Source organism: Companilactobacillus ginsenosidimutans, assembly GCF_001050475.1.
GTDB lineage: Bacteria > Bacillota > Bacilli > Lactobacillales > Lactobacillaceae > Companilactobacillus > Companilactobacillus ginsenosidimutans.
Genome location: NZ_CP012034.1, coordinates 708,485 through 732,993 on the forward strand (window position 1 = coordinate 708,485; position 24,509 = coordinate 732,993).

Consider the following 24,509-nt stretch of genomic DNA (forward strand, 5'->3'; position numbering starts at 1 on the left):
GAAAACAAAAAAGTTCCAATATCCAGCAAGTGGACATTGGAACTTTTGACAGAAATAATTATTGTTCTTCATACCAAGAATAGTGGAAAATACCTGGCTTATCATTTCTCTCGTATGTGTGTGCACCAAAGAAATCTCTTTGTGCTTGAATCAAGTTAGCAGGCAATACTTCGGAACGATATTGATCGTAATATGAAACTGCTGACATAAATCCTGAAACTGGAATTCCAGCTTTAACAGCATAACTAACAACATCACGAATAGCATCTTGATAGTTTTCAACAATATTTTCAAAGTAGTCATCAAGTAACAAGTTATCCAAATTGGCATCTTTGTCATACGCATCAGTAATCTTTTGCAAGAATTGGGCTCTAATGATACAACCAGCACGCCAGATCTGGGCAATCTTACCAAAATCAAGATCCCAATCATAGTGTTCACCGGCAGCCTTCATTTGAGCAAATCCTTGAGCATAACTCATGATTTTACTGAAGTACAAGGCCTTACGGATTTTTTCAACAAACTCATCGACATTAATGTCAGGAGCGGCCTTAGGACCATCAAGGACCTTGCTTGCTTTAACACGTTCATCTTTGTATGCAGAAATATAACGGCCATACACAGCTGAAGTAATTAGTGATTGTGGAACACCAAGTTCCAAAGCACTTTGTGAACTCCATTTACCAGTACCCTTGTTACCGGCTTTATCCATAATCTTGTTGACGATAAAGTCATCAGAACCTTGATCGTCTTTTCTTGTCAAAATATTAGCAGTAATATCAATCAAATAACTGGATAATTCACCCTTGTTCCAGTCTTTAAATGTATCAGCGACTTTATTCAAGTCGTTGTTATACAAGTGTGAAAGCAAGTTGTAGCTTTCAGAAATTAATTCCATATCACCATATTCGATACCATTGTGAACCATTTTGACATAGTGACCTGCACCATTAGCACCAATATATGTAACACATGGCTTCCCATCTTCATCGGCTTTAGCTGAAATTTGTTCCAAAATTGGAGCAACTAGATCATAAGCTTCTTTTTGTCCACCTGGCATAAGTGAAGGACCTTGAAGAGCACCCAATTCACCACCAGAAACACCCATTCCAATAAAGTTAATTCCTGATTTATCAAGACGTTGGTTTCTTTCGATTGTGTCTTCAAAGAATGTGTTACCACCATCAATCAAGACGTCCCCTTTGTCAAGAAGTGGAATTAACTCGTTGATAACAGCATCTGTACCAGCTCCAGCTTTAACCATCATGATTATACGACGTGGTTTTTCAAGAGAATTTACGAAATCCTCGATTGTGTAGCTCGGTACCAAATTTTTATCAGCATGTTCTTTTGCAACATTTTCAGTTTTTGAGCCAGTTCTATTAAAAATGGCGACAGTGTAACCGCGGCTTTCAATATTCAAAGCCAAGTTCTTACCCATGACTGCCATTCCAATAACACCGATTGTTGGTTTGCTCATACCTATACCTCCGATAATAATTTATTTCATATTCTATATTAACAAAAATAAAGAAAAGAGGCGCATATATAACCCTATTCTTTGAACAAATTCTTCAATTTGGCAAATTCAGGGTTAACATGCTCCTCTTCATTCTTCTTTTTAAACTCATCTTCTGATATAACAGTCCAATCTTTTCCAGATGGCATTACATCGTCTTTTTTCTCTTTTTCAGTCAAAACTTGAGTAGGAATGTTTAATAGTATGTTATCAATAACAGACTCATAGACGTTAATTGTAGTATTTTCTTCATCAATCGGAATAATAATCGCATATTCATTAATTTCTTCTGTATCTATACCATCAATGTTGTATGCTTCATTAATTCTAAACTGTAAGTTCAAATCAACTGGTTGTAAACTGCGAGTTGAAGGAACAGTGAGCTTTGTACTTACTTTAACATCTGAAATAACCAAACCTCGATCATTGAATAAATTACCATTTACTTCAACAGCTTTTGATTCAATAATATCTGGATATCTCGTTTTCAATTCATCCTGTAAATCAAGTGTTTCTTTAAAATCAAAGGGTTTATCCTTGTACTTTCGTACTTCTTGAACATCCCAGTTAAGCATTAGTTGTCCCCCTTAATATAAGGAATTACTCCAAAATTTTGTTCTTGTCCATTAACTAATTTTCGAACTGCATCGGCTTTCAATTCAATTTTCATCAAATCCGATTCAGTTTTCCCGACCTTAGTAATTAATGGAATTTCTATATTCTTTTTATATTTGTTCAAATATCGCTGACCAGTAATATTGAATGCTAACACATGGATATATAAATCGGCTTGTGAATCAGTTATTTCTTTATCATTAACATTCATCAATGTGTACATTGCCAATCGTCTAAGTCTGGCCAATGTGTATCGCTTTGATTTCACTGACATCAAAAATTCATCAAAAGTTTTCGAAGTCGGCATTTCCTTCTTGATCTTATATTCTAGTCCCTCCACCATTTGATACACTAATTGTAAATCATTAGTAGAGTTCGTCAAAATTTTATATCTCAAAAAAAAATAAAAATCATTCCAAGTTAATATTGGCGTGTTCATCAAAGATAAAAGAGTCTTTTCTGGAACTAATTTATCTATTGATAAACCATTTTCTGAACCAATATTTTTCCGTATATAAGTTGCACTAAATCTTGACGGATTTCGTATTATTTGATGAACATCAATCATATATGAACGGCTTATGATTGACGTTATATACTGCACACCCAATAATTTATTAGGCTTTTCTCTCAAAGAAATACCTTGAGACTCCAACTCTTGATTCAAATTATCGGCGTATGATTGATTAAAGTTTTGTTTAAATTCAATTTTATCTGCAATCAACTGGTGAGATAGCATGTTCATATCTATCCGTTCTTCAGTTCCAAAAACTAAATCAGTCACACCCAAATGATGCAATAATTCGATTGATGTCTCAGCAAAGATATTTGCAGGTTGAACAGCACCATAAAACGGTAATTCAACGACGAGATCTACACCCATATCAACAGCTATAGCTGATCTTTTCCACTTATCCAAAACAGCAAAATCACCCCGCTGAACATAATTACCAGACATAATGGCAATTAATACATCAGGGTGATATTTTTTTCTGATTTCATCAATAAATATTTTGTGTCCATTATGAAATGGATTGAACTCCGCAACAAATCCAAAAACTTTCGTCATTTGATCTCCTATTTCTCTGATTCAAAAAACCATCGAGTAGAATCACTTTGAGGCTCATTCTTACCAAAATCTGCAGTCACTTTGATATTTTTGAATCCAACATCCTTCAAAATATCTAAAAATGTTTGAATTGGATAAGTTCTCTCATGATGGATTTCAGTGTTTACTGAGTATCCGCCGATTTCTTCATTCCAATTGAAAAATGTTAATTCATGTTCAATGCTGTGTGGAAATTCACCTTCATAACTACTCCACATGAACGCAGAATCTTCAGCTTTATGATTGAACATATAGCCAGGGAACACTTCATCCATTTGGTATAGTGAATGAGCATCAAACAAATACTTTCCACCTCCATTGAGATGATCAAAAGCTTGCTTGAAAGTAATGTATAATTCATCCTCATCACCAAGATAACAAATTGAATCATCAAAACAAGTGATAACATCATAGTTATCAAAAGTATAAAGATCCATCATATTACTTTGTTCAAACGGAATATTCACTTTTGCCTCTTTAGCCTTTTCATCAGCAATATTAAGCATCTCTTCGGACAAATCAGTCCCTGTAACATCAAAATCATTAGCTAATAAAATTGTTAAATCACCTGTTCCACAGGCAACATCCAACAAATTTTTTGCTTCAGATGGCGCGTGTGATTTTACATAATTAGCCCATTCTTGATACAGTGAGTCATCCATCAATTCACTATATACTCTAGCAAATGAATTATAGATCATTTGCCGTTACCAAACTTGATACATCTACTTCTGGAGCGTCTGACCATAGTTTTTCAAGGTTGTAGAAGTCACGTTGTTCTGTTGTAAATACATGAATAACAACATCATGAAGGTCAATTAGAATCCATTCGGAATCTCTTTTACCTTCCACATGACCGACTTTAATATCATTTTCGCCAGCTTGGTCAAGAATCTCTTGAACAATTGCTCCCACTTGTCTTTGAGAGTTGGCATCCATGATTACGAAATAATCTGTCATAATGCTTACTTTACTAATATCTAATACTTTAATGTCATTAGCGTGTTTGCTATCGGCTGCTTTCACAGCAATTTCCATAATTTCTTTTGAATTCAAATTACAATTCTCCCTTATTTATCCAGTAATTATAACTTTCAAATGTTGCTGGGTAAATCTGTCTGTTTTTGTCAATCAAATGTGCAATTGAATGTTTCAATTCAAATGCGACACCTGAGTTCAATGATTGTTCTGCATATTTCCGAGCTTCATCAATTCCAGGAAAATCTCTAGCTGGCTCAATAAAGTCAGCGATGAATACGCACTTGTCGACACCTGTCATCTTGATAGAACCAACTGTGTGTCTTCTAATGGCATTTAAAACGTCCTCATCATACACATGTAATTCATCTTTGATAATCTCAGCTCCAACAATTCCATGCCAGATTGCATTGTTATACTTCAACAAATCTTTATTGAGATTCTTTTCCTTAATTACGCCAATGAATTCATCATCAGGTCGTTCCTTAGCATAGTCGTGTAAAAGTCCAGCAAGGCCCGCGCGTTCAACATCGATGTTGTTTTCAGCTGCTAATCCCCTAGCTCCTTTTTCCACTCTTAAACAATGACTATACCTGAAGTCACTAAGTTGTTGTTTCATATTACTAACCACGGCATCACGGTCAAACCCTGGCACAATAGTATCGTAGTTAAATTCCGTCATTGATAAAGCCTCTTATCCTTAATATAACTTTCGACACTGTCGGGAACTAGATATTTTACTGAGCGTCCAGTTCTAACAGATTCTCGAATCATACTTGAACTTATTTCTAATTCAGGAGTATTTACCCAAAGTATAGGGTACTTGGAGCTTTTTTCAAAACCCTTTCGACATACTCCAACAAAGTGAACCATCTGCATTAATTCATCGATATGAGCCCATTTTGGCAAATTCTCAACCATATCTCCACCTATTATAAAGTAGTATTCAGTGTCCGGATTACATTCTTTGAGAATCTTGATTGTCTCATAAGTATAACTGACACCACCACGATTAACATCAGTTAAATCCAAATCAAAATGCATGTTGTCTTCAATTGCCAGCTTAATCATCTTGATTCGATCATCACTACTAATAGGTCGAGCTTTTTCAACTCCGCGGTGAGGCGGAATTTTATCCGGTAAAAATAAAATTTTGTTCAAATGTAGTTGCTGAAAAACTTGTTCAGCAATTACTAAATGTCCTGTGTGAACAGGATTAAAAGTCCCACCCAAAATACCTACATGGCGTTTGGGCCGGCTCGAACGTATTTCTGCTTTTACTTTGGTCAAAATTTGTTTTTTTGTTCTCATTATTCATCTTCACTTAATACTAAATTTTTTCAAGTTCTAAAGAATATTTGCGATTTTTAATTTTTGATGATTTCTTATATAAAATCACTTTTGAACCAATTGATTGAACAAGTGAAACTCCACCGTCCAATTCTGTTAACGCTTCTGTTAATTGGTCGGCATCAACTAATGTATTTTGAAGCAAGGACACTTTAATTAACTCGTCTTTGTTCAACAGTTGTAAAATTTGTTTCAAAAGATTGTCACTAATTCCGTCGCGTCCAACTTGCACTACGGGTTTCATAGTTGCTGCTTGGCTTCTTAAGTAACGGTTTTGTTTACCTCTAATAATCATATTTTCTCCTTAAATAATGGCGTCTCTAATTGATACACTAACACCTTCTGGTACAAATACTCGAACTTTACAGTTGGCGGGGATAGTAACCCAACCTAATCCATAAATTACGATATCTGATTTCTGATGAGAAGTGAATTCTTCTTTTTTCAACTTAGGAAATTCAGTCACATCATATGGCGGATTCAATAATTCACCTAAATGCTTTTGATAAAATTCATCTGCATTAATAGTCTTAGTACGATGTAACAATAATCCTTGATTGACATAAAAAATAACATTTGATTTCTCATCTAAGAAATCGAATCTAGCTAGTCCAGCAACAAAGATAGTCTGACCATCTCGAAGTTGGAAAGTTGAAGGATGTAATTGCTTCTTAGGTGTAACTGCTTTGAGTTCTTGTTCATTTAAATAATGCGCCAATTGATACTTGTGAATAATACCTGGTGTATCTATCAAGAAATGACCATCATCCAAAGGTATATCAATTCTGTCTAAAGTTGTTCCTGGAAAACGCGATGTAGTGATTAAATCCTTAATATCAGAGTTTTCACTAATAATCTTGTTGATCAAAGTTGATTTACCTGTGTTTGTTGTTCCAACAACGTATACATCTTGTCCATGTCGATATTTTTCGATTAATTCCATTAATTTATCAATATTAGTTCCCTTTTCGGCAGAAACCATGATTTGATCAACGGACTTAATCCCATTTTCTTTACTTTTTTGTTGTATCCAATTTAATAGTTTATTCTGATTAACTGAATGTGGCAATAAATCGAGTTTATTACCAACAACTAAGATGTTCTTATCCCCAACAAAACGCTGTAATCCAGGGATAACACTACCTTCGTAATCAAAAATATCAATTACATTGACAATTAGACCTTTTTTGGATGAGATTGAATCCAATAATTTTAAAAATTCGTCATCATCAATATTAACATCGGTGATTTCATTATAATTTCTCAATCTGAAGCAACGTTTACACAAAAGTTCTTTAGAATCATCTTCTAAATATTTTTTCAACGTAGATGGTTGCACATAGCCAGGGGCGTCTTTATCCTCTGTTTGAATTTGAGCACCACAGCCAATGCAATTTAATACTTCTTCAGTTTCTGTCATGTAATGAATCCTTCCAATACAAATTTTTATCTCGTGATTGCAAATATTTTAAAATTGGTCGTTCAAAAAATCTATTAACTCGAGTCTTCTTAGCATCTGTATCTACAATTGGTTTAACCAACACAGTTTTTACGCCCGACAATGATCCAGCTAAGACATCCGTCAAAACTTGATCGCCTACAAACAATACTTCCTCTTTACGAAGATTATTTTCTTTTAAAAACTTAATTATCTCAAATGGAAGTGGCTTTTTAGCCCGAGCCACTATTCCAATATTTAAATCATCAACAGCTTTTTCAATTCGTTTGTAACTATTATTAGAAACAACTAGAACCTCAATATTTGCCATTTTCATTATATTAAGCCATTTTCTCAATGACAAGCTATATTCACTACTATTCCATGGCAAAATCGTGTTATCAAGATCTGTCATAATAGTAGTTATATTTTCCTTGATTAAGTCATCGGCATCGATGTCAGTAATTTTATTTAACATAACATTTGGTTTAAACATGTTTTTGTCTCCATTATTATCTAGTAAAAAAACGTAATTTGGAATGTCCAAATTACGTTTTAATAATTAAGCTAAAGCTTTCTTAGCTGTATCTGCTAAACTTGTAAATGCTTTAGGATCTTCAATAGCAATTTGAGCCAACATCTTACGGTTGATATCAACGTTTGCTAGTTTCAAACCATGCATCAATTTGCTGTAACTGATTTCATTCATTCTTGCAGCTGCGTTAATTCTTGCGATCCATAACTTACGGAAATCACGCTTAACTTGACGACGATCACGGAATGCATAACGGTATGAAACCATGATTTGTGTATGTGCTGCTTTAAAAGTGATATGTTTTGATCCACGATATCCTTTAGCTAATTTTAAAACTTTCTTACGACGTTTGCGAGTTACTGTTCCACCTTTTACACGTGGCATAATGACTCCTCCTTTGAATTACACTTACTATAAATTAGTATGTTGCTAGCATTTGTTTGATACGTTTCATATCACTTGATGAAACCATGCCTGGTTTTGCCAATTGACGACGTTGCTTCTTTGTCTTTCCGTGGAAACGGTGACTTGTGTAAGCATGACTTCTTTTCCAACCACCATTAGCTGTTTTCTTGAATCTCTTGGCTGATGCGCGGTGTGTTTTTTGTTTAGGCATTTAAAATCCCTCCACTATTTTTTCTTATTGTCTTTTGCACTACTAATTGGATCAAGCATTAAGAACATGCTTCGGCCGTCCATCTTAGGTTTTGTAGTGACGTTGGCAATATCTTTTGTCTGGTCAGCTACACGATCTAAAACTTCTTTTCCAATCTCTTTATGAGTTATGGCTCTACCCTTAAAGCGAAGAGAAACTTTGACCTTATCGCCCTTACTCAGGAACTTACGGGCATTGTTAAGCTTTGTATTAAAATCGTTTTGCTCAATAGTTGGGCTAAGTCTAACTTCTTTGATGCTAACGACCTTTTGCTTTTTACGAGCTTCACGATTCTTTTTCTGAAGTTCGAACTTATATTTTCCATAGTCCATTATTCTCGCAACAGGTGGCTTTGCACCTGGTGACATAAGGACTAAGTCCATACTAGCCGCGTCGGCAAGACGTTTGGCTTCTGCCGTAGGTTTAACACCAACTTGATCACCTTTTTCTGTAATCAAGCGAACTTCTTTTGCACGAATTTCATCGTTTACTAATAAATCTCTAGCTATGAGTAGTCACCTCCGAATTATGTTCCCACTAAAAAAGTGGGGTGCATACGCACGCCCACTAATATAATTGTTATATACAGTATATTTACCTAGAGGCTAACGCATAGGTGAGAAGCGGGCGCTTCTGCTTAATCTCAACAGGTATTAATACTACCAGTGGTCTGCCCTATTGTCAACATGAACCACTAAAATAATTTGATATAAATGTTACTTAGTATTCCAACCAAATAGTTCGTCAATCGTTTCCAAGACGCCCTCATGATTGTTATCTAAAGTTGTGATACGGTCCGCAGAATTCTTGGTGATATCTGTTGCATTTTTCATTGCGTATCCGATACCTGATTCTTTTAACATTTCATTATCATTGCTATTATCACCGAAAACAACCATATCCTCAAGTGCAATATTATCGAAACTAGCAACTTTCTCAAGCCCAACACTCTTATTTATTTCATAAGAAATAACATCAATACTACCGAAACCACTGGCGGTAGCATGAATCTCACCTTTGAATTTATCATTTAGATAATCTTCAACTTCTTGGAGCTGGTCATTGTTCAAACTGATATTAACTTTGAAAATGTTGTCATCAATTGAATTAATGTCATCATATGGTTGAAAGTTAGAAATGTAATATTTATCAATCGTATTTAAAAAATTACGGTCAACATAAGTGGCCTTCTCACCTGAAAAAATGAATGCCTGTAAATTATCACCCAGTGTTTGAAGACTATCAATAATTTCACTAATAGTTGAATCTTTCAGATATGATGCAAAAACTTCTTTCCCATCAGCCTCAATATGGGCGCCATTCTCCGCAATAAATGCATCCACTGGAGAATACTTCACTACCTTTTGAAGATGTCCCAAATAATTCCCACTTGCAATAGCAAACTTAACATCCTTCTTGTGCAGCATTTCGAGTTGCTTGTTGAATCTCTCATGATTGTATTGATGATCATCATCAAAGAATGTTCCGTCAATATCCGTAGCGATAAGTTTAATCATTTTAATGTTGCCTCATTTTATATGTTTTTCTCACTCCTTCTATAATACTAGATTCACATTACTTTTAAAAATTTAAAATATTATCAAAAAAAAAGATATCTCGAATTCGAGATATCTTAATTCTTATTACTTATCTTCACCTTTACGACTGAAGTTGCTAATATCTGCAGAAACAGAATCAACAAACATTCCGACGTACTCTGATGCAGATTCGTCTTCACCATATTTTCTAACAGAAACTGTGGCGTCAGCCATTTCGTCATCACCGACAACTGCTGTATATGGAATCTTCATTGTTTGTGCGTCACGGATCTTGTAACCCATCTTTTCATCACGATCATCAATTACGGCACGAATATTCTTCTTACGTAATTCTGAAAGCAAGTTTTCTGCGTAGTTTTGGTGATATTTAGAGTTAACAGGAATAATTCTTACTTGTGTAGGTGCTAACCATGTTGGGAATGCACCCTTATAAATTTCAATCAAGTATGCAATAAATCTTTCCATAGTTGAAACGATACCACGGTGAATCATAACAGGTCTGTGATCTTCACCATCTGAACCAACATATGTCAACTTGAACTTCTCTGGTTGCATAAAGTCTAATTGAATTGTTGATAGTGTTTCGTCATTACCTAGAGCAGTCTTTGTTTGAACATCAAGCTTTGGACCATAGAATGCTGCTTCACCTTCAGCTTCATAGTACTTCAAGCCAAGATCATCCATAGCAGCTTTAAGCATTGATTGTGATCTGTTCCACATTTCGTCATCATCGAAATACTTTTCAGTATTTGCAGGGTCACGATAACTTAATCTAAATGAGTAATCTGTGATATCGAAATCTTTATAAACTTCAACCATTAATTGAAGTGTACGTTTGAATTCTTCTTGGATTTGGTCAAGAGCAACAAATGTGTGTCCATCATTCAATGTCATTTCACGAACACGTTGCAAACCACTTAAGGCACCTGACTTTTCATATCTGTGCATCATACCTAATTCAGCAATACGAACTGGTAATTCACGATATGAGCGTGTGTGATGCTTGTAAATTTGAATATGTGAAGGACAGTTCATTGGACGTAGTTCAAGCATTTCACCATCACCCATGTCCATTGGTGGGAACATGTCTTCACGGTAGTGTTCCCAGTGGCCTGAAGTCTTATATGCGTTCAAGTTCATCAAGATAGGTGTGTAAACATGTTGGTAACCCCAGGCAACTTCCTTATCGATGATATATCTTTCAATAACACGACGGATAGTTGCACCATTTGGCATCCAGTAAGGAAGTCCGGCGCCAACTTCTGGATCAACGAAGAACAAGTCAAGGTCACGGCCAATTGTTCTGTGATCACGTTCTTTAATGTCAGCACGACGTTTCATATCAGCGTCAAGGTCATCTTGCTTAAAGAATGCTGTACCATAAATTCTTTGAAGCATAGGATTACTTGATTTACCTTGCCAATATGCACCAGCAACTGAAAGCAACTTGAAGTGTTTCAAGTTTTTGATGTTAGGAAGAACTGCATCATAGCCAAAATCAACAAATCCATCTAATTTATAAACTGGAATTTGAACAGATTCGATAGCACCCAATAGTGATGACTTGTAAGGATCATCCTTGAACATTTCAACTAATTCTGATTTGTCCATTAATGTTCTTTCAACTTTGTCATTCTTCTTGATAATCTTATTCATTGATTCTGCAATAGTATCAAGTTCGTCAACAGTGATTTGTTCTTTATCATCTGTGTCAACGTAGAAACCATCATCGTTAGCTTGTTTTTCACCAAAATGTAAATCAGCTTTAAATTGCTTTGCAGCTGCACTGAAAACAAGACTAGCTGTGTTTCTCAATACCTTTAATGAATCTTCATCATCTTTGCCACTAATAATCTCGATTTTACCATCTTGATTAATAGGTCTTTCTAAGTCAACCAATGTATCGTTGAGTTTACCTGCAATAGCATTTTTACCCAATGATGTACTAATTGATTTTGCAACATCGAGAGTTGTTGTGCCTTGATCAAACTCCTTAACTGTTCCATCTGGGAATGTTAATTTGATTTCTGACATGTTCTTCGTAACCTCCTAAAATTTAGACAACAAAAAAATGCGTCCTTGAAATATAAATACATAAATTGTACTCATATTTCAGGGACGCATTCTGCGCGGTTCCACCCAAATTAAAACTGTAGTAATACAGCTTTCACTCTATGGTTATAAAGTAACCAACTAATAATACAGCTTAACATGGAAGTGGTAACTCCAGTAATGGGTAAGCTTTCAGTTAACGTACCCTCCCTGATAGAACCGAAGTGTTGTCTTTCATGTGTTTATTGAAACATTTATTTTTCATATTTGCAAGGTCTAGCCTTTATTTCTTCTGTTTTCACCAGTGACAATTACTTCACGAGAAAGGTATTTTACACGTTCCATAATTCTTGCGGCCTTAACTGGCTCACGGTCTCCGTTGGAATTAATTGATAGGTGTGCCTCTAGTTCCTTCATTGAAAAGTTAGATGAAAAAAATGTTGCAAGATTTTCTTGCATACGATATTGAAGGATAACACCAAGCACTTCATCCCTGATCCAACTAGACATTGAGTCGGCTCCAATATCATCCAACATTAATATTTCGGCATCTTTAATTTTATTAACTTTATCCAATACGCTATTACTCTTGATTGAATTTTTGATATCAACCGCGAACGTTGGAAAATGCATGATAGTTGTTTTTACGTGCCTAGCATACAACTCGTTGGCAATTGCGCCCAAAAGATACGTTTTTCCAACTCCAAAATCACCAGCCAAATAGATTCCAGGAACAAATTTACCTTCACGATCGTAATTGTCTAAAAAGTTTATTGCAGCATCAAATGCTTCTTGCCTACCAGCACCTGTATAGTCATTTAAACTAGCGTTTCTAACATCTTTCGGCATGTCCAACAGTGCAAATCCAGCCTCGTATGCTTTCTTTTCATCGGATGCCAATTTACGCTTGTTTGGGATATAAGCAACTTCAATATTGTGGTTACTAACAATGAGCTGAGGATAGTAATCTTTTGAATATTCACTATGATTCTTCTTTTGATTGTAGAATTCATAAATTGCTGCAGCACTCACATCGATTGAGTCCTTAGTAATTTGGTCTTGATTTTCAAGTAGAAATTTTTTTACATCAGGATCATTTAATGCTTCTTCCATCAATTTGTGATAATCAATATTTTTAAAATGATAATTACTTAATCCCTCTGCTAAAACATCACTAAATTTTTCCATGACTAATTTTTCCTATTTCTTAATTTTTTCAGCATTTCTTGTCTATGCTGTTCTGCTTTTATCTCATCAGTATTATTAGCAGATTTGCTTTGTACCTTGCTCCAGTCAGTAGCTTGTTCAACCTTGCCAGAATTTTTAGAATATCGACGTTTTCGAGGATTTTTAGAACGATTTTGAAAATCATTCAATCTCTTTAGAGCATCTTCAGGCGTCTTGACACCATTTTGTTTCCAATCATTTGAAATTGTCTCCATCAATGGCAACGCCAGTGTTGGTGATGACTGCAATATATAATGGACCATAATATTTAGAACTGAATTAGGAAGTATTGACCGTGACGACAAGGTCCGCAAAGCTCGTGCTTCCGTTGTTCCAACATAACCATCCTTTTGAGCCTTCTCATCTGCTAAAAAGTCTGCTGGTGCTGTATTCTTTGCACGGTTTAATAGAATACTCTCTGGTTTATTCGCATTTGACACTTTAATATTTGGATCTATCTCAGGCTGAGCAACTCTCGCCGTAATATTAGTCTTATTCTCAAACCGCTTTTGAGCGAGTCGTTTTAAAGCATTGGGATCAATTTTATTGTTTACAATATCTGTTGTTTCCCCAATTAGATCAATCATCGTAACTTCGGAAATCCCATAAAACTCATGGAGACTCAAAATTAATTGTTGGTTCTCCAGTAAATCAGCATGAGTAATCTTGAAGAGTTGGCCAATGCGGTCCTCAACTAGAGTCCAATCAAAATCAGAGGTCTCCTCAACACTTATTGAAGGAACCTTATCTGATTTAGAGTTCTCAAAATCTTCTCTTTTTTCTTCAACAAGACTAGGACGGTTTCTTAAATCATCATCGTTAAGTCTGAATACTTCTAGAAACTTTTTAGAAATATCCTCAGTATTTTTTAAAATATCAGCTGATTTATAGTATTTATCGGCCAATCTGGAATATTCAGATTCACCTATTTTTTCCAACAGAAAAATACTCATTATGTCATCCGTGAAAAATTTCTTTGGAGTTGACGGAGTAAATAGTTGGTAAATTAGAAATGATCCCATATCATCACTTTTACTGAATGACTTAATTAACCCAAGAGCTTCTAGCCTTTGGCGTCCAGCAATAAAACTATTCACACCCATATCTAGCAACGCAAATAGAATCGAATGAGACTGTCGATTTGTAATCATTTCTTTGTTGGGAACTTTTGCCCAAAGTAACTGATAAATACTAAAAGCCTCTGGTCCTATCAATGGTAAATATAAGTCAGTCAAAACCTGACGGTCTTGATCGTTAAATTGTCCATTTGGTAGACACCAAAAGCCTGTTAAAGGAGTTAACTTATTATCATTAAAGTCTGACACACTAGTCCTCCTTGCTATCTTTATTATCCTTTTTATCGTTTGCCATCATTTCTTGAACTTCATTCATAAATCCACTCATATCCTTGAATTCACGATAAACACTAGCAAATCTGATGTAAGTAACATCATCAACATCAGCAAGCTCCTTCATCAGGTGCTCACCAATATCTTGTGATTTAACTTCATTTTCACCAGTTGCTCTAATTTCATTTTCTACTTTATCAACGATGGCATTCATCTGATCCATTGTAACTGGACGCTTTTCAGCGGCGCGAACTAGACCTCTAAGTAATTTATCACGTCGAAATTCTTCACGATTACCGTTTTTCTTTACAACTAGTAATGGCGATTTCTCGATCCTCTCAAAGGTAGTAAATCTTGTACCACAGTATTCGCACTCTCTTCTTCTACGGATTGCGCGACCTTCATCGCTTGGACGACTATCAACAACTTTAGATGAGTCGTGATGACAATGTGGACATATCATAAGCGTTCCTCTTTTCTAAACTAGAGTTGTTTTAAAAGTTTTGAGATCTGCACTTTTAAACTATCAATATCTTGAGAATTATCGATAACATAATCTGCCAATCTCTTTTTTCCTTCCATTGGCATTTGTGCATCGATTTTATCCTGGGCTGCTTGTTTACTCAAATTATTTCGTTTTATTAATCTCGTTAATTGTACTTCTGGTTCTATATATACCGCTATTGTAGCATTGAAATACTTTTCATAGCTACTTTCGAACAAAAGTTGGATTTCAAAAATATTAATCGTGTTGCTTGAATCTTGTTTCATTTTATCAATCATGTCAACTATTTGTTTTCTAATTATAGGTCCAGTAATACTATTTAGTATTTTCAACTGTCGCGCATCTGAAAAAACAATTCGACCCAACTTCTTTCGATTCAGTTGGCCATCCTCAAGCAAAACATTTTTACTGAATTGTTTGGTGATTTTTTTTAATCCAATTGAACCTGGTTTAACGACATCCCTCGCTACTTGATCTGCATCATAAATATTACAACCCAACTCTTTAAAAATTTCGAGTACTGTAGTTTTCCCAGCAGCAATTCCACCTGTTAGTCCATATACCTTACTCATTTGACTACCTGACACTTGGGACAGAAGTGAGTTCCACGACCACCGACTTTAATTTTTTCGATAGTTGTACCACAACGTGCACAAGGCTCGCCTTCTTTGCCATACACTTTCAATCGGTCCTGCATAGTTCCTTTATGACCATTGGCATCCAAATATGACCGGACTGTTGAACCGCCAGAAATAATTGCTGTCTGAATTTCTTTATTAGAGCAATCGATAATAATTTTGATGTCTTCATCAGTCAAATGATTGGCTGGGGTCTCAGGATGAATTTTTGCTTGCCACAAAACTTCATCAACATAAATATTACCCAGTCCACTCATTACTGACTGATCCAATAAGACCGTCTTAATATCCTTGCGATGTTTAACTATTCGCGGTTTGATATTTTCAAAAGTGAAACTGTCTGAAAGAGGCTCAGGGCCTAATTTCACCAATGACTTGTTTGAATCTAATGTTGCTGTTGGCCAAAGTTGCATCCGACCAAACTTTCTAACATCGTTATAGATCAACATCTGTCCATCATCTAATGTGAATATTGCATGAGAATGCTTATCAATCGCGGATTCATCTGATGATACACGATACTTCCCCTCCATTCTCAAATGACTAATAATCGTATAGCCATTGTCTAAATAAATTAAGAGAAATTTCGCACGACGTCCAATATTAGTGATACGAGCGTTCGTAACAGTCTCGATAAATTCGTCAACATTTCCTGTAATCAGATTTTGATACAAAATCTCAACATTAACTATCTTTTTATTTTTAACTTGTTCGACTAACCCTCGACGAACAGTTTCTACCTCGGGCATTTCGGGCATATTTATTCACCTACTATTTTGCCTCGTACCATGTTTTACCATGTGCTGATTCAACTTTCAAAGGAACATCTAGTTTCACAGCGGAATCCATGACACTCGGAACTAATTTTTCTAATGTTTCAATTTCTGATTTTGGTGCTTCAAAAATCATTTCATCATGTACTTGTAATAATAAATTAGCTTTTAAATCAAGTTCTTGTAATTTCTTTTGCATATTAATCATAGCTACTTTGATGATGTCTGCCGCACTACCCTGTATTGGCGTATTCATAGCTGTTCTTTGAGCAAAATTACGTAATGCAAAATTCTTAGCATGAATGTCTGGCAAGTAACGGCGGCGATGCATAATTGTCTCGACATAACCATTTTCACGAGCAAATTTCACGATATCATCCATATACTTTTTAACTCCAGGATACTGTTCAAAATAATTTTCGATGAATTGAGCAGCTTCCTTACGAGTAATTCCAATATTTTGGGAAAGACCATAATCACTAATTCCATAAACAATACCGAAGTTAGTAGCTTTTGCTTTTCGTCTCATATCGGGTGTAACTTCATCAGTACTATTCAACCCGAAAATACGCATAGCTGTGTGCGCATGGATATCATAGTCTTCCTTAAATGCTTCTTGCATGTTCTCATCACCTGAAATATGTGCGAGTACACGTAATTCAACTTGAGAATAATCAGCAGAAAACATTTCCCAATCTTCATGTTGAGGAACAAAAGCCTTCCTAATTTGTCTACCTTCATCGATACGAATGGGAATATTTTGTAAATTAGGTTCAATTGATGACAAACGGCCCGTTTGTGTCAACGTTTGTTGATAGATTGTGTGAATCTTGTTGTCAGGTTGAATAAATTTTTGCAGACCAACCGCATAAGTTGAGTTGATCTTTGAAATTTGACGATAATCTAAAATATCTTGAACAACTGGTGACTTATCTTTTAACTTCTCCAAAACATCAACAGCTGTTGAGTAACCGGTCTTAGTTTTCTTAATTACAGGAAGTTTCAAATCTTCAAATAAGACAACACCAAGCTGTTTAGGAGAATTAATATTAAATTCTTGGCCAGCTTCTTTATAGATATTCTTTTCAATTTCTGCCAATCTCTCAGCAAATGAATTTTCCATTTCCTTTAATTGAGAAACATTGACAGTTACACCTTGAAGTTCCATATCTGACAAAACAATTGTTAGAGGTAACTCAATTTCATCATATAAACTATCTTGATCGTTGTCCTTGAGTTCTTTTAACATTTGATCATGAAGTGTGTTGATTACTTGAGCTTGTTGGCAAAGGTAATTACTCAAATCCTTTGAATCTTCCGGAACTGCCTTTTTAACACCTTTTCCATAAAATTCATCTTCAGTTGGTAATTGATGACCATAGTTTTGGGCAACTAATCCAATATCAGTTTTGTTGTCATTAGTATCAAGTAAGTAAGCTACAAGCAACATATCGAAACTAACTCCAGAAATCTTTGCGCCATAGCGATTCAACAAAGCAATCGTACGTTTATAATCAAAAACATATTTTTCTTTAGTAGCGTCATTCAACCAGTTTTGTAATTCAATATTCTCTAAGATTGAAACATCATCAGTTGCATAATATTTACCAGCGCTTTCGATTGCCAATCCTATAATAGGCTCAACATGGTAATTCTCATCTAAGTTTTCTACGACGATAGTTTGCGGACTTTTGTCTGAGATGATTGTTTTAACAGTATCATCATTTAATTCGAGAAAATCAATTGTAGCAAGTTTTTCAACCGTTTCAGACGTATCAATATTCATCTTTTCAAGAAATGAATTAAATCCCATCTTTTGATAAAACTTGATTAATTGCTCTTGATTGTCGCCGACATATTCCAAGTCCGTCAATCCAATTTCAATTGGAGCATCTTTATTGATGGTTGCTAATTTCTTACTCAAAAAAGCTTGATCCTTGTCATGAATCAGATGCTCTTTTAACTTGCTCTTTTTCATTTCATCAACGTGCTCATACAAGCCTTCCATATTTCCATATTCGTTGATTAATTTGATAGCAGTCTTCTCACCAACTTTTTCAACACCAGGATAATGGTCTGAGTTATCACCCATTAATCCCTTCATATCAATAATTTGGTCAGGAGTAATCCCTAATTTTTCCTTAACATGTGCCGGTGTATATGCCTCAGTCTCAGTAACACCTTTCACATTTACACGAACGGTTACTTTATCCGTAGTTAATTGAGTTAAATCACGATCACCGGTAATGATGGTTACGTCCATATCACCTTCATCACCTAAACGTGACATAGTCCCGATAATATCATCAGCCTCGTAATTTTTTAACTCATAGGTTTTGATGCCACGAAGATTGAGCATCTCTTTAATCAAAGGCAATTGTTCCATTAATTCTGGTGGAGTCTTGGCACGAGTTCCTTTATAATCAGAAAACATTTCAGTTCTGAAAGTAGTCTTTCCAGCATCAAAAGCAACTAAAGCACTAGTTGGTTTTTCCTCTTTTAAAATAATATCTAACATATTATTAAATGCATAAAGAGCGTTGGTATGAACACCATCACCAGTCACAAACTTGTCAAGAACGTTGTGCATCGCAAAAAATGCTCTAAAGGAAACACTATTTCCATCAATTAGTAATAATTTTTTATTTTTTGACATATTTTCTCCCATTAAACCGCAGTTAATCATTATCTATCTTACCAAAAACACGACCCTTGTAACAGTTTTCGGCCATATCAAGGGAAATAAAAAAAGTTCGGAACGATTCCGAACTTTTTTTATTGTTGATTAGGATTTAATGTACTTAATATTTGTTCATAGGCTGTTTCATATTTTTGAACATCACCTGCACCCATGAATATCATGACAGCATTGTGATAGTCCAAAAGTGCAGACATATCTTCAAGTGTTAATACTTCTCCACCTTTATGAATCTTGTCGCCTAAGTCTTTACTTGTAATGTCACCGTGTTTTTCACGGATTGAACCAAAGATATTAGTCAAATAAACTTTATCAGCCAAATCAAGTGACTTAGCAAAATCGTCCATTAAAGCTAGTGTTCTGGTATAGGTATGTGGTTGGAAGACAGCAATTACTTCTTTATCAGGATATTTTTGTCTTGCAGCATCAATTGTAGCTTTGATTTCTTGAGGATGGTGAGCATAGTCATCAATGATAACCATATCAGCAACTTTCTTTTCACTGAAACGACGTTTAACACCACTAAATGTTTGCAATTCACGATTAATTAGTGCGTGGTCAAGATTTTCCATATGACCAACACCAATAACGGCTAGTGAGTTGAGTACATTGTGTTCACCATAAAGTGGAACTTGGAAATTACCAATATCTTTGCCGTCAATCGATACATCAAAAGATGAACCTTTGACTGTACGTTTAATATTAGTTGCACGAATATCATCTGATTCATCTAAACCGTAGTAATAGATTGGAGCATCAGCTTTAATTTCTTTAGCATGCTTATCTTCACCCCAGATGAAAATTCCCTTCTTAGTCTTACGAGATTCGGACTCAAAAGCATCAACAACATCGTTGATACCACCAAAGAAGTAATCTGGGTGATCAAAGTCGATATTTGTAATTACTAAATAATCAGGTGAATAATCGAGGAAGTGACGACGATATTCATCGGCTTCGAAAACAAAGAACTTTGCATCTTTTTCACCTTTACCAGTACCATCACCAATTAGGTAAGAAGTCCTGGCAATACCACTTAGAGTATGTGCTAATAGTCCAGTTGTACTTGTTTTACCATGAGAACCAGCAATTCCGATTGAAGTGTAATCAGAAACTAACTTACCAACCATTTGTGGATAAGTTACAACTGGCAAATGCATATCGTTGGCTTTTTTAATCTCCACTTGATCATCATCAAAAGCATTTCCTTTAACGATAGTTAAGCCTTCGTGAATGTTTTTCTCGTCAAATGGAAGAATCTTAATTCCAGCTTGTTCAAGTCCTCTTTGTGTAAAGGTATATTTATCTATATCTGATCCTTGAACTTCATATCCTAAGTCTTTTAAAATCAATGCTAAGGCACTCATACCAGTACCTTTTATTCCAACAAAATGATAAACAGTCTTTTCCATAATTACTCCTATGCGAACATTTTCTCAGCGGCAACAAAGTCAAAAGCGTCGCCGGCTTTTCCATCATTTAGAACTAAGATTCCACGTGCTTTAGGAGCATTAGGAATACCTAATTCTTTAGCTGAACAAATCATTCCGTAGCTATCAACACCACGAAGTGCTCCTGGCCAAATCTCCATACCAGTCGGCATAACTGCTCCTGGCAAGGCAACTACAACCAATTGTCCCTGGTCAATGTTAGGTGCACCACAAACAATTTGGACTGGCTTATCCAAGCCAACATCAGTTTGTGTGATATGTAAATGATCAGAATCAGGATGTTCTGTCATTTCGTCAACATGACCAATGACAAATTTTGGTGAAACGTCTTCTGATAACGTGTCATCAAAACCGGCATCCAGAATGACTGAGTTTAAAATATCAACTTGTCCAGCATCCAGATGAAGTTGACCATTTTCAGTCAAATTCAACTCTTCTGCTAGACCAAAAAAATTGAAACCAATGGTTTCATTAGTTTCAGTATTAAAAATTCGAACTACATTGTCTTTCTTATCAGATGATTGCTTCACATCAGTATCATCTGCCAACTCTACTATTAAAACGTCACCTAAGACGCTTGGATTATAAAAGCTTAGTAACAAGTTAGTACCCTCACTCAAATTTATTTGTTGATTACCGAGTTAACAAAATTCTCTACTTCTTCTTTTGTCTTACGGTCTTTATTTACTAGTCTACCAATTTCTTGACCATTTTCAATAATAACAAAGCTTGGAATTCCCATAATTCCCAAATCACGGGCCATATCCATGTTATTGTCACGATTAAAACTGATCCATTGGAAATCAGAATACTCGTCTTCCAGTTCAGGTAGCTTAGGTTCGATAAATTTACAATCTGGGCACCAATCTGCGTAGAAGAACAAAATAAACTTTCCGTTTTTTGTAACCTCTTTGTAATCGTTTACACCAAAATCTTCAAATTTTTTCATGGTTTTCTTCACCTCATATTTTGAATATACTTTTTTCAATCAAAACGGTCAATTAAACAGCTCTTATCTAGCTTGTAGATACATAATAGTGTTAATATAAACTTATAAAAACATCAAGGAGTGATTTAGATATGAGTAAAAAAGGTATTGGTTCCGTTATTTTTGCTGGTACTATTTTAGCTGCGGGTGCAGCTGCTACTGTTCTAGTAAAACATCATTTAGATAGTGAAAAGATTATTGATAAAGTAAAGTCAGTTCTCGGAGAAGACAGTAAAGTCATCGGATCATGGGTTGAACCATTTTATCAACGTGTTGATGTTAATGGTCAAACTTCATGGGGAATCGTCGGCGGTGTAACAACTATGGACGACTTCGATGTTTCACAATATCACTTCATTGCTGATGCAGTATCAGGCGAACTACTTAACATCAAAAAAGTACAATAATTGCAAACTTTAAAAATGGGCTTTCAGGTAATTAATCCTGAAGCCTTTTTTTGAGAACTTTTCTTCATATTCAGTTTGAATATTGTTCTGATTAAGTGCTTCATTGTTATGTAGATCAAGTGATATCTCATCGAATTTCATTCCAAAATTATTCATACTGATAAGTGAGTATTCAAATAATCCTTGATTATCAGTTTTGAATCTAAGATATCCATCATCTTTGATAATAGCTTTGTATTGTTGTAAGAAGGCTTTATAAGTAAGCCTTCTTTTTTCGTGCCTAGTTTTTGGCCATGGATCCGAAAAGTTTAAATACAGTCCATCAATCTCGTTCTCACCAAACAATTCTGTTAACTTTGAACCGTTGTCTAAAAGTAACTGCAAATTAGGTAATCTCATCTCAACTTGCTTTTTGAGTAGTAAAGCAATTGCACCCTCTTGAACTTCCATGGCAATGTAATTATTTTGTGGGTTTGCTTTGGCTAAATCTGTGATGAATCTTCCCTTACCTGAACCAACTTCTAAAAATAAAGGTTGTTCTTTTTCAAATTTACTTTTCCACTTACCTTGCATCCCTTCTGGTTGGATTGAGATTAAATCAAGATTCTCATTGATCATATCTTTTGCCCAAGGTTTATTTCTTAATCGCATTAAATTTCTCCGTTTCATTATAAAAGAGCTCTCAATTTGCGAGCCCTTCTAAGTAATTAATTTAAATACTTTTTTAGTTGACGAGGCATGTAGAAGTAATTTACAAAACCAATTACCAATAATCCTGCAACGATAATTATCAAACTGTTAATACTAAATCCGAATTTATATAATACAGCAAAAATACTTACAAACCACTGAATTAATAATAAAATATTACTAATTTTTGTAAAATCAGCAATTTTACTCTTTCCTGATACCGGATATAATCTCTGCATAAGATTTTGCATAACTTCTTTAAAGCAAGGTTTTAACTGGAAACCAACTAAATAGATGAATAGCATTTCCACTATTAATGAAATATAGAAGTTATCAATCAGACATAATAGGATTGCTTGAATAATTGTTAATCGTAAAAATAGACCCATGTATTCATTATTTCTAACTACTCCACGTGCAAATAGATAAAAATAGGTATTTTTATGTTCATTCTTTATACCACTAAATAAGAAATCGAGCCACTTACGTCGCTTAATTTTACTTGATACACCAGGAACATCAGTAAATAAGTTATAAAATCTTTTAACTCTAAACATTCTTTGATTTTCATCAGCAATAGCTTTTTGCCACTGAAGTTGTCCAGATTCAATTAGCTTTTTAGTACGAGTTGCAACTGCAAACCATACGACAACTGTTACTAATGGAGCAATCATTAGCAATGTATAGACTGATATCAAAAGCACAATTAAATACGCTATATTAGCAAATAGTTTGGAGTCGATACCCCAGACTTTATTTTTTTTATATAGGCCTAAGAGTTCCACGTCCAAAAGTAACATCTTATATGCAGCCGCAGAAACACCTAAAAGGACTAAATTCAAAATAGAAATATTTGCCGCTTTAAATGCAAATGGTGAAATTAAAAATGTTACTACTACGATGAAAAAGATTGGTAAATATCGGCTATAGTTTTGTGCGGATCTAAAGTACTGATAAAACTCTTTTTCTCTAACAAGTAAAAATGTACTATCTGGGTCTTCCATAAGAGATGCAATGTGCCCAGTCTGCACAGCTATAAATAATATTAATGCAATAACAATTTTTCCAAACCACAACTCAGAATGAATAGTATCTAAAACGTTTGAATACCAAAATCCAAGTGCGCCCAGCAATACCATGAACGCTATAACAAAGGTATCATTAAAAATTAATCTTAAATATTTAAATTGATCAAGTTGATGTCTTCTTAATCGTTCTTTCCAAAGTTCTAACATTATAAGTCCTCGTGTGACATCTTGATATAAATATCATCCAAATTTGCATCCTGCATGTCAAATTTAGCTTTCAATTCATCAAGAGTTCCGTCAGCTCTGACTTGTCCATGGTTTAGAAGAATAAATTTATCGGCATGGTCTTGAACAGTTGCTAAAATATGAGTCGACATCAAAACTGAACAACCTGCTTGTTTCTTTTCTTCTACTAAGTTTAATAAATCATTTACGGCTAATGGATCAAGCCCAGTGAACGGTTCATCAATAATAAACAATCTGGCATTTGTCATAAATGCACAAACAATCATAACTTTTTGCTTCATACCTTTTGAAAAATTCTGTGGAAACCAGTCTAACTTGTTATCTAAACGGAACATTTTCAAAAGTCTTGTGGCATTATTCCACGTTTCATCATGATCAAGTCCATAAGCCATTATCGATAAATCAATGTGTTCCTTTAAAGTAAGTTCAGGATACAAGATTGGCATTTCTGGCACATACGCAATTTTTTTGCGATAAGTCTCAACATCCTGGTTCAAGCTCATTCCATCAATTAAAATTTGACCACTTCTAGGTGTAAGTAATCCGATAATATGCTTAATCGTAGTTGATTTACCTGCACCATTTAATCCAATTAATCCGACCACTTGGCCATTATTAACGTTGAATGATTCCTTTTTTAAGACAGCTACTTGACCATAGCCACCTGTTAAATCTTTAATTTCCAAAGTCATAGAAAAACCAC

The 24,509-nt window shown here is 35.0% G+C and carries 28 protein-coding genes; 1 reads left to right on the top strand and 27 read right to left on the bottom strand.

The features are described 5' to 3' along the window. Window positions 1–58: 58 nt before the first annotated feature. The 24 genes from gndA to ABM34_RS03785 all read right to left on the bottom strand — a co-directional run bounded on the left by gndA (window position 59) and on the right by ABM34_RS03785 (window position 21,396). Window positions 59–1,480, bottom strand: coding sequence for an NADP-dependent phosphogluconate dehydrogenase (gene gndA / locus ABM34_RS03670; RefSeq protein WP_048703499.1), 1,422 nt, complete (start codon window positions 1,478–1,480; stop codon window positions 59–61). Between the two features lie 74 nt (window positions 1,481–1,554). Continuing rightward, window positions 1,555–2,094 carry a YceD family protein gene (locus ABM34_RS03675; RefSeq protein ID WP_048703501.1) on the bottom strand — a complete coding sequence of 180 codons (540 nt, stop codon included), beginning with the start codon at window positions 2,092–2,094 and terminating at the stop codon, window positions 1,555–1,557. Further along, complete coding sequence (locus ABM34_RS03680) at window positions 2,094–3,203, bottom strand: nucleotidyltransferase family protein (RefSeq protein WP_048703502.1); 1,110 nt, start codon at window positions 3,201–3,203, stop codon at window positions 2,094–2,096. The genes ABM34_RS03675 and ABM34_RS03680 overlap by 1 nt, the downstream gene beginning before the upstream one ends. Window positions 3,204–3,211: 8 nt before the next feature. Beyond that, window positions 3,212–3,943 (bottom strand): class I SAM-dependent DNA methyltransferase, encoded by a 732-nt coding sequence (locus ABM34_RS03685; protein ID WP_048703504.1) that lies wholly within the window; start codon window positions 3,941–3,943, stop codon window positions 3,212–3,214. After that, a complete protein-coding gene (gene rsfS / locus ABM34_RS03690) occupies window positions 3,933–4,298 on the bottom strand; it encodes a ribosome silencing factor (protein ID WP_048703506.1) in 366 nt (121 codons plus the stop codon). Before rsfS ends, ABM34_RS03685 begins: the two co-directional genes overlap by 11 nt. 1 nt (window position 4,299) lies before the next feature. Then, on the bottom strand, window positions 4,300–4,902 hold the full coding sequence (gene yqeK, locus ABM34_RS03695) for a bis(5'-nucleosyl)-tetraphosphatase (symmetrical) YqeK (protein WP_048703508.1): 603 nt from the start codon (window positions 4,900–4,902) through the stop codon (window positions 4,300–4,302). After that, complete coding sequence (locus ABM34_RS03700) at window positions 4,899–5,531, bottom strand: nicotinate-nucleotide adenylyltransferase (RefSeq protein WP_157023209.1); 633 nt, start codon at window positions 5,529–5,531, stop codon at window positions 4,899–4,901. The genes yqeK and ABM34_RS03700 overlap by 4 nt, the downstream gene beginning before the upstream one ends. 19 nt (window positions 5,532–5,550) lie before the next feature. Then, the gene (locus ABM34_RS03705; RefSeq protein ID WP_048703512.1) at window positions 5,551–5,865 is read right to left on the bottom strand and encodes a YhbY family RNA-binding protein; all 315 of its coding nucleotides are present in this window, start codon (window positions 5,863–5,865) and stop codon (window positions 5,551–5,553) included. 9 nt (window positions 5,866–5,874) lie between these two features. Continuing rightward, the gene (gene yqeH, locus ABM34_RS03710; RefSeq protein WP_048703514.1) at window positions 5,875–6,990 is read right to left on the bottom strand and encodes a ribosome biogenesis GTPase YqeH; all 1,116 of its coding nucleotides are present in this window, start codon (window positions 6,988–6,990) and stop codon (window positions 5,875–5,877) included. After that, complete coding sequence (locus tag ABM34_RS03715; protein ID WP_048703515.1) at window positions 6,977–7,504, bottom strand: YqeG family HAD IIIA-type phosphatase; 528 nt, start codon at window positions 7,502–7,504, stop codon at window positions 6,977–6,979. The genes yqeH and ABM34_RS03715 overlap by 14 nt, the downstream gene beginning before the upstream one ends. A 66-nt stretch (window positions 7,505–7,570) precedes the next feature. After that, window positions 7,571–7,927 carry a 50S ribosomal protein L20 gene (gene rplT / locus ABM34_RS03720; protein ID WP_048703517.1) on the bottom strand — a complete coding sequence of 119 codons (357 nt, stop codon included), beginning with the start codon at window positions 7,925–7,927 and terminating at the stop codon, window positions 7,571–7,573. Window positions 7,928–7,961: 34 nt separating this feature from the next. Further along, complete coding sequence (rpmI, locus tag ABM34_RS03725) at window positions 7,962–8,159, bottom strand: 50S ribosomal protein L35 (RefSeq protein ID WP_048703518.1); 198 nt, start codon at window positions 8,157–8,159, stop codon at window positions 7,962–7,964. Between the two features lie 14 nt (window positions 8,160–8,173). Further along, window positions 8,174–8,707: a translation initiation factor IF-3 gene (gene infC, locus ABM34_RS03730; protein ID WP_048703520.1), complete on the bottom strand. Its 534-nt coding sequence runs from the start codon at window positions 8,705–8,707 to the stop codon at window positions 8,174–8,176. 207 nt (window positions 8,708–8,914) lie between these two features. Further along, window positions 8,915–9,715, bottom strand: a complete 801-nt coding sequence (locus tag ABM34_RS03735) for a Cof-type HAD-IIB family hydrolase (RefSeq protein ID WP_048703521.1) — start codon at window positions 9,713–9,715, stop codon at window positions 8,915–8,917. 126 nt (window positions 9,716–9,841) lie between these two features. Then, entirely contained in the window at window positions 9,842–11,791 is a 1,950-nt protein-coding gene (thrS, locus tag ABM34_RS03740; RefSeq protein ID WP_048703523.1) for a threonine--tRNA ligase, read from the bottom strand. A gap of 294 nt (window positions 11,792–12,085) precedes the next feature. Beyond that, complete coding sequence (dnaI, locus tag ABM34_RS03745) at window positions 12,086–12,997, bottom strand: primosomal protein DnaI (RefSeq protein ID WP_048703526.1); 912 nt, start codon at window positions 12,995–12,997, stop codon at window positions 12,086–12,088. A gap of 2 nt (window positions 12,998–12,999) precedes the next feature. Further along, window positions 13,000–14,361 (bottom strand): DnaD domain protein, encoded by a 1,362-nt coding sequence (locus ABM34_RS03750; protein ID WP_048703528.1) that lies wholly within the window; start codon window positions 14,359–14,361, stop codon window positions 13,000–13,002. Window position 14,362: 1 nt separating this feature from the next. Next, entirely contained in the window at window positions 14,363–14,848 is a 486-nt protein-coding gene (gene nrdR, locus ABM34_RS03755) for a transcriptional regulator NrdR (RefSeq protein ID WP_048703529.1), read from the bottom strand. 20 nt (window positions 14,849–14,868) lie between these two features. Then, window positions 14,869–15,462, bottom strand: a complete 594-nt coding sequence (gene coaE / locus ABM34_RS03760) for a dephospho-CoA kinase (protein WP_048703531.1) — start codon at window positions 15,460–15,462, stop codon at window positions 14,869–14,871. After that, window positions 15,459–16,286 (bottom strand): DNA-formamidopyrimidine glycosylase, encoded by an 828-nt coding sequence (gene mutM, locus ABM34_RS03765; protein ID WP_048703533.1) that lies wholly within the window; start codon window positions 16,284–16,286, stop codon window positions 15,459–15,461. Before mutM ends, coaE begins: the two co-directional genes overlap by 4 nt. 13 nt (window positions 16,287–16,299) lie before the next feature. Beyond that, the gene (gene polA / locus ABM34_RS03770) at window positions 16,300–18,891 is read right to left on the bottom strand and encodes a DNA polymerase I (RefSeq protein WP_417924669.1); all 2,592 of its coding nucleotides are present in this window, start codon (window positions 18,889–18,891) and stop codon (window positions 16,300–16,302) included. 185 nt (window positions 18,892–19,076) lie between these two features. Beyond that, window positions 19,077–20,408, bottom strand: a complete 1,332-nt coding sequence (murC, locus tag ABM34_RS03775; protein WP_048703537.1) for a UDP-N-acetylmuramate--L-alanine ligase — start codon at window positions 20,406–20,408, stop codon at window positions 19,077–19,079. An 8-nt stretch (window positions 20,409–20,416) separates the two neighbouring features. Then, entirely contained in the window at window positions 20,417–21,049 is a 633-nt protein-coding gene (gene ytpR / locus ABM34_RS03780; protein WP_048703539.1) for a YtpR family tRNA-binding protein, read from the bottom strand. Window positions 21,050–21,069: 20 nt separating this feature from the next. Next, a complete protein-coding gene (locus ABM34_RS03785; RefSeq protein ID WP_048703541.1) occupies window positions 21,070–21,396 on the bottom strand; it encodes a thioredoxin family protein in 327 nt (108 codons plus the stop codon). Window positions 21,397–21,527: 131 nt separating this feature from the next. Between ABM34_RS03785 and ABM34_RS03790 the strand changes: the two genes are divergently transcribed. Further along, window positions 21,528–21,842: a hypothetical protein gene (locus tag ABM34_RS03790; RefSeq protein WP_048703542.1), complete on the top strand. Its 315-nt coding sequence runs from the start codon at window positions 21,528–21,530 to the stop codon at window positions 21,840–21,842. A 9-nt stretch (window positions 21,843–21,851) separates the two neighbouring features. On the opposite strand, the gene trmB is transcribed toward ABM34_RS03790, so the two are convergent. From trmB to ABM34_RS03805, 3 genes are read right to left on the bottom strand one after another with little or no spacing between them, the layout of a single operon-like run. Further along, window positions 21,852–22,493, bottom strand: coding sequence for a tRNA (guanosine(46)-N7)-methyltransferase TrmB (gene trmB, locus ABM34_RS03795; RefSeq protein ID WP_048703544.1), 642 nt, complete (start codon window positions 22,491–22,493; stop codon window positions 21,852–21,854). Between the two features lie 56 nt (window positions 22,494–22,549). Further along, window positions 22,550–23,767: an ABC transporter permease gene (locus ABM34_RS03800; RefSeq protein WP_048703546.1), complete on the bottom strand. Its 1,218-nt coding sequence runs from the start codon at window positions 23,765–23,767 to the stop codon at window positions 22,550–22,552. Continuing rightward, a complete protein-coding gene (locus ABM34_RS03805; RefSeq protein WP_048703547.1) occupies window positions 23,767–24,498 on the bottom strand; it encodes an ABC transporter ATP-binding protein in 732 nt (243 codons plus the stop codon). Before ABM34_RS03805 ends, ABM34_RS03800 begins: the two co-directional genes overlap by 1 nt. Window positions 24,499–24,509 lie beyond the last annotated feature (11 nt).

Coding starts and splice junctions, on each gene's coding strand:
- ABM34_RS03800 (WP_048703546.1), bottom strand. CDS start 23,767: ATGTTAGAACTTTGGAAAGAACGATTAAGAAGACATCAACTTGATCAA.
- ABM34_RS03705 (WP_048703512.1), bottom strand. CDS start 5,865: ATGATTATTAGAGGTAAACAAAACCGTTACTTAAGAAGCCAAGCAGCA.
- ABM34_RS03680 (WP_048703502.1), bottom strand. CDS start 3,203: ATGACGAAAGTTTTTGGATTTGTTGCGGAGTTCAATCCATTTCATAAT.
- yqeH (WP_048703514.1), bottom strand. CDS start 6,990: ATGACAGAAACTGAAGAAGTATTAAATTGCATTGGCTGTGGTGCTCAA.
- ABM34_RS03685 (WP_048703504.1), bottom strand. CDS start 3,943: ATGATCTATAATTCATTTGCTAGAGTATATAGTGAATTGATGGATGAC.
- gndA (WP_048703499.1), bottom strand. CDS start 1,480: ATGAGCAAACCAACAATCGGTGTTATTGGAATGGCAGTCATGGGTAAG.
- ABM34_RS03790 (WP_048703542.1), top strand. CDS start 21,528: ATGAGTAAAAAAGGTATTGGTTCCGTTATTTTTGCTGGTACTATTTTA.
- rplT (WP_048703517.1), bottom strand. CDS start 7,927: ATGCCACGTGTAAAAGGTGGAACAGTAACTCGCAAACGTCGTAAGAAA.
- dnaI (WP_048703526.1), bottom strand. CDS start 12,997: ATGGAAAAATTTAGTGATGTTTTAGCAGAGGGATTAAGTAATTATCAT.
- yqeK (WP_048703508.1), bottom strand. CDS start 4,902: ATGACGGAATTTAACTACGATACTATTGTGCCAGGGTTTGACCGTGAT.
- nrdR (WP_048703529.1), bottom strand. CDS start 14,848: ATGATATGTCCACATTGTCATCACGACTCATCTAAAGTTGTTGATAGT.
- rpmI (WP_048703518.1), bottom strand. CDS start 8,159: ATGCCTAAACAAAAAACACACCGCGCATCAGCCAAGAGATTCAAGAAA.
- coaE (WP_048703531.1), bottom strand. CDS start 15,462: ATGAGTAAGGTATATGGACTAACAGGTGGAATTGCTGCTGGGAAAACT.
- polA (WP_417924669.1), bottom strand. CDS start 18,891: ATGCACAACGTTCTTGACAAGTTTGTGACTGGTGATGGTGTTCATACC.
- ABM34_RS03805 (WP_048703547.1), bottom strand. CDS start 24,498: ATGACTTTGGAAATTAAAGATTTAACAGGTGGCTATGGTCAAGTAGCT.
- ABM34_RS03700 (WP_157023209.1), bottom strand. CDS start 5,531: ATGAGAACAAAAAAACAAATTTTGACCAAAGTAAAAGCAGAAATACGT.
- ABM34_RS03715 (WP_048703515.1), bottom strand. CDS start 7,504: ATGTTTAAACCAAATGTTATGTTAAATAAAATTACTGACATCGATGCC.
- mutM (WP_048703533.1), bottom strand. CDS start 16,286: ATGCCCGAAATGCCCGAGGTAGAAACTGTTCGTCGAGGGTTAGTCGAA.
- murC (WP_048703537.1), bottom strand. CDS start 20,408: ATGGAAAAGACTGTTTATCATTTTGTTGGAATAAAAGGTACTGGTATG.
- thrS (WP_048703523.1), bottom strand. CDS start 11,791: ATGTCAGAAATCAAATTAACATTCCCAGATGGAACAGTTAAGGAGTTT.
- ABM34_RS03735 (WP_048703521.1), bottom strand. CDS start 9,715: ATGATTAAACTTATCGCTACGGATATTGACGGAACATTCTTTGATGAT.
- trmB (WP_048703544.1), bottom strand. CDS start 22,493: ATGCGATTAAGAAATAAACCTTGGGCAAAAGATATGATCAATGAGAAT.
- ABM34_RS03675 (WP_048703501.1), bottom strand. CDS start 2,094: ATGCTTAACTGGGATGTTCAAGAAGTACGAAAGTACAAGGATAAACCC.
- ABM34_RS03785 (WP_048703541.1), bottom strand. CDS start 21,396: ATGAAAAAATTTGAAGATTTTGGTGTAAACGATTACAAAGAGGTTACA.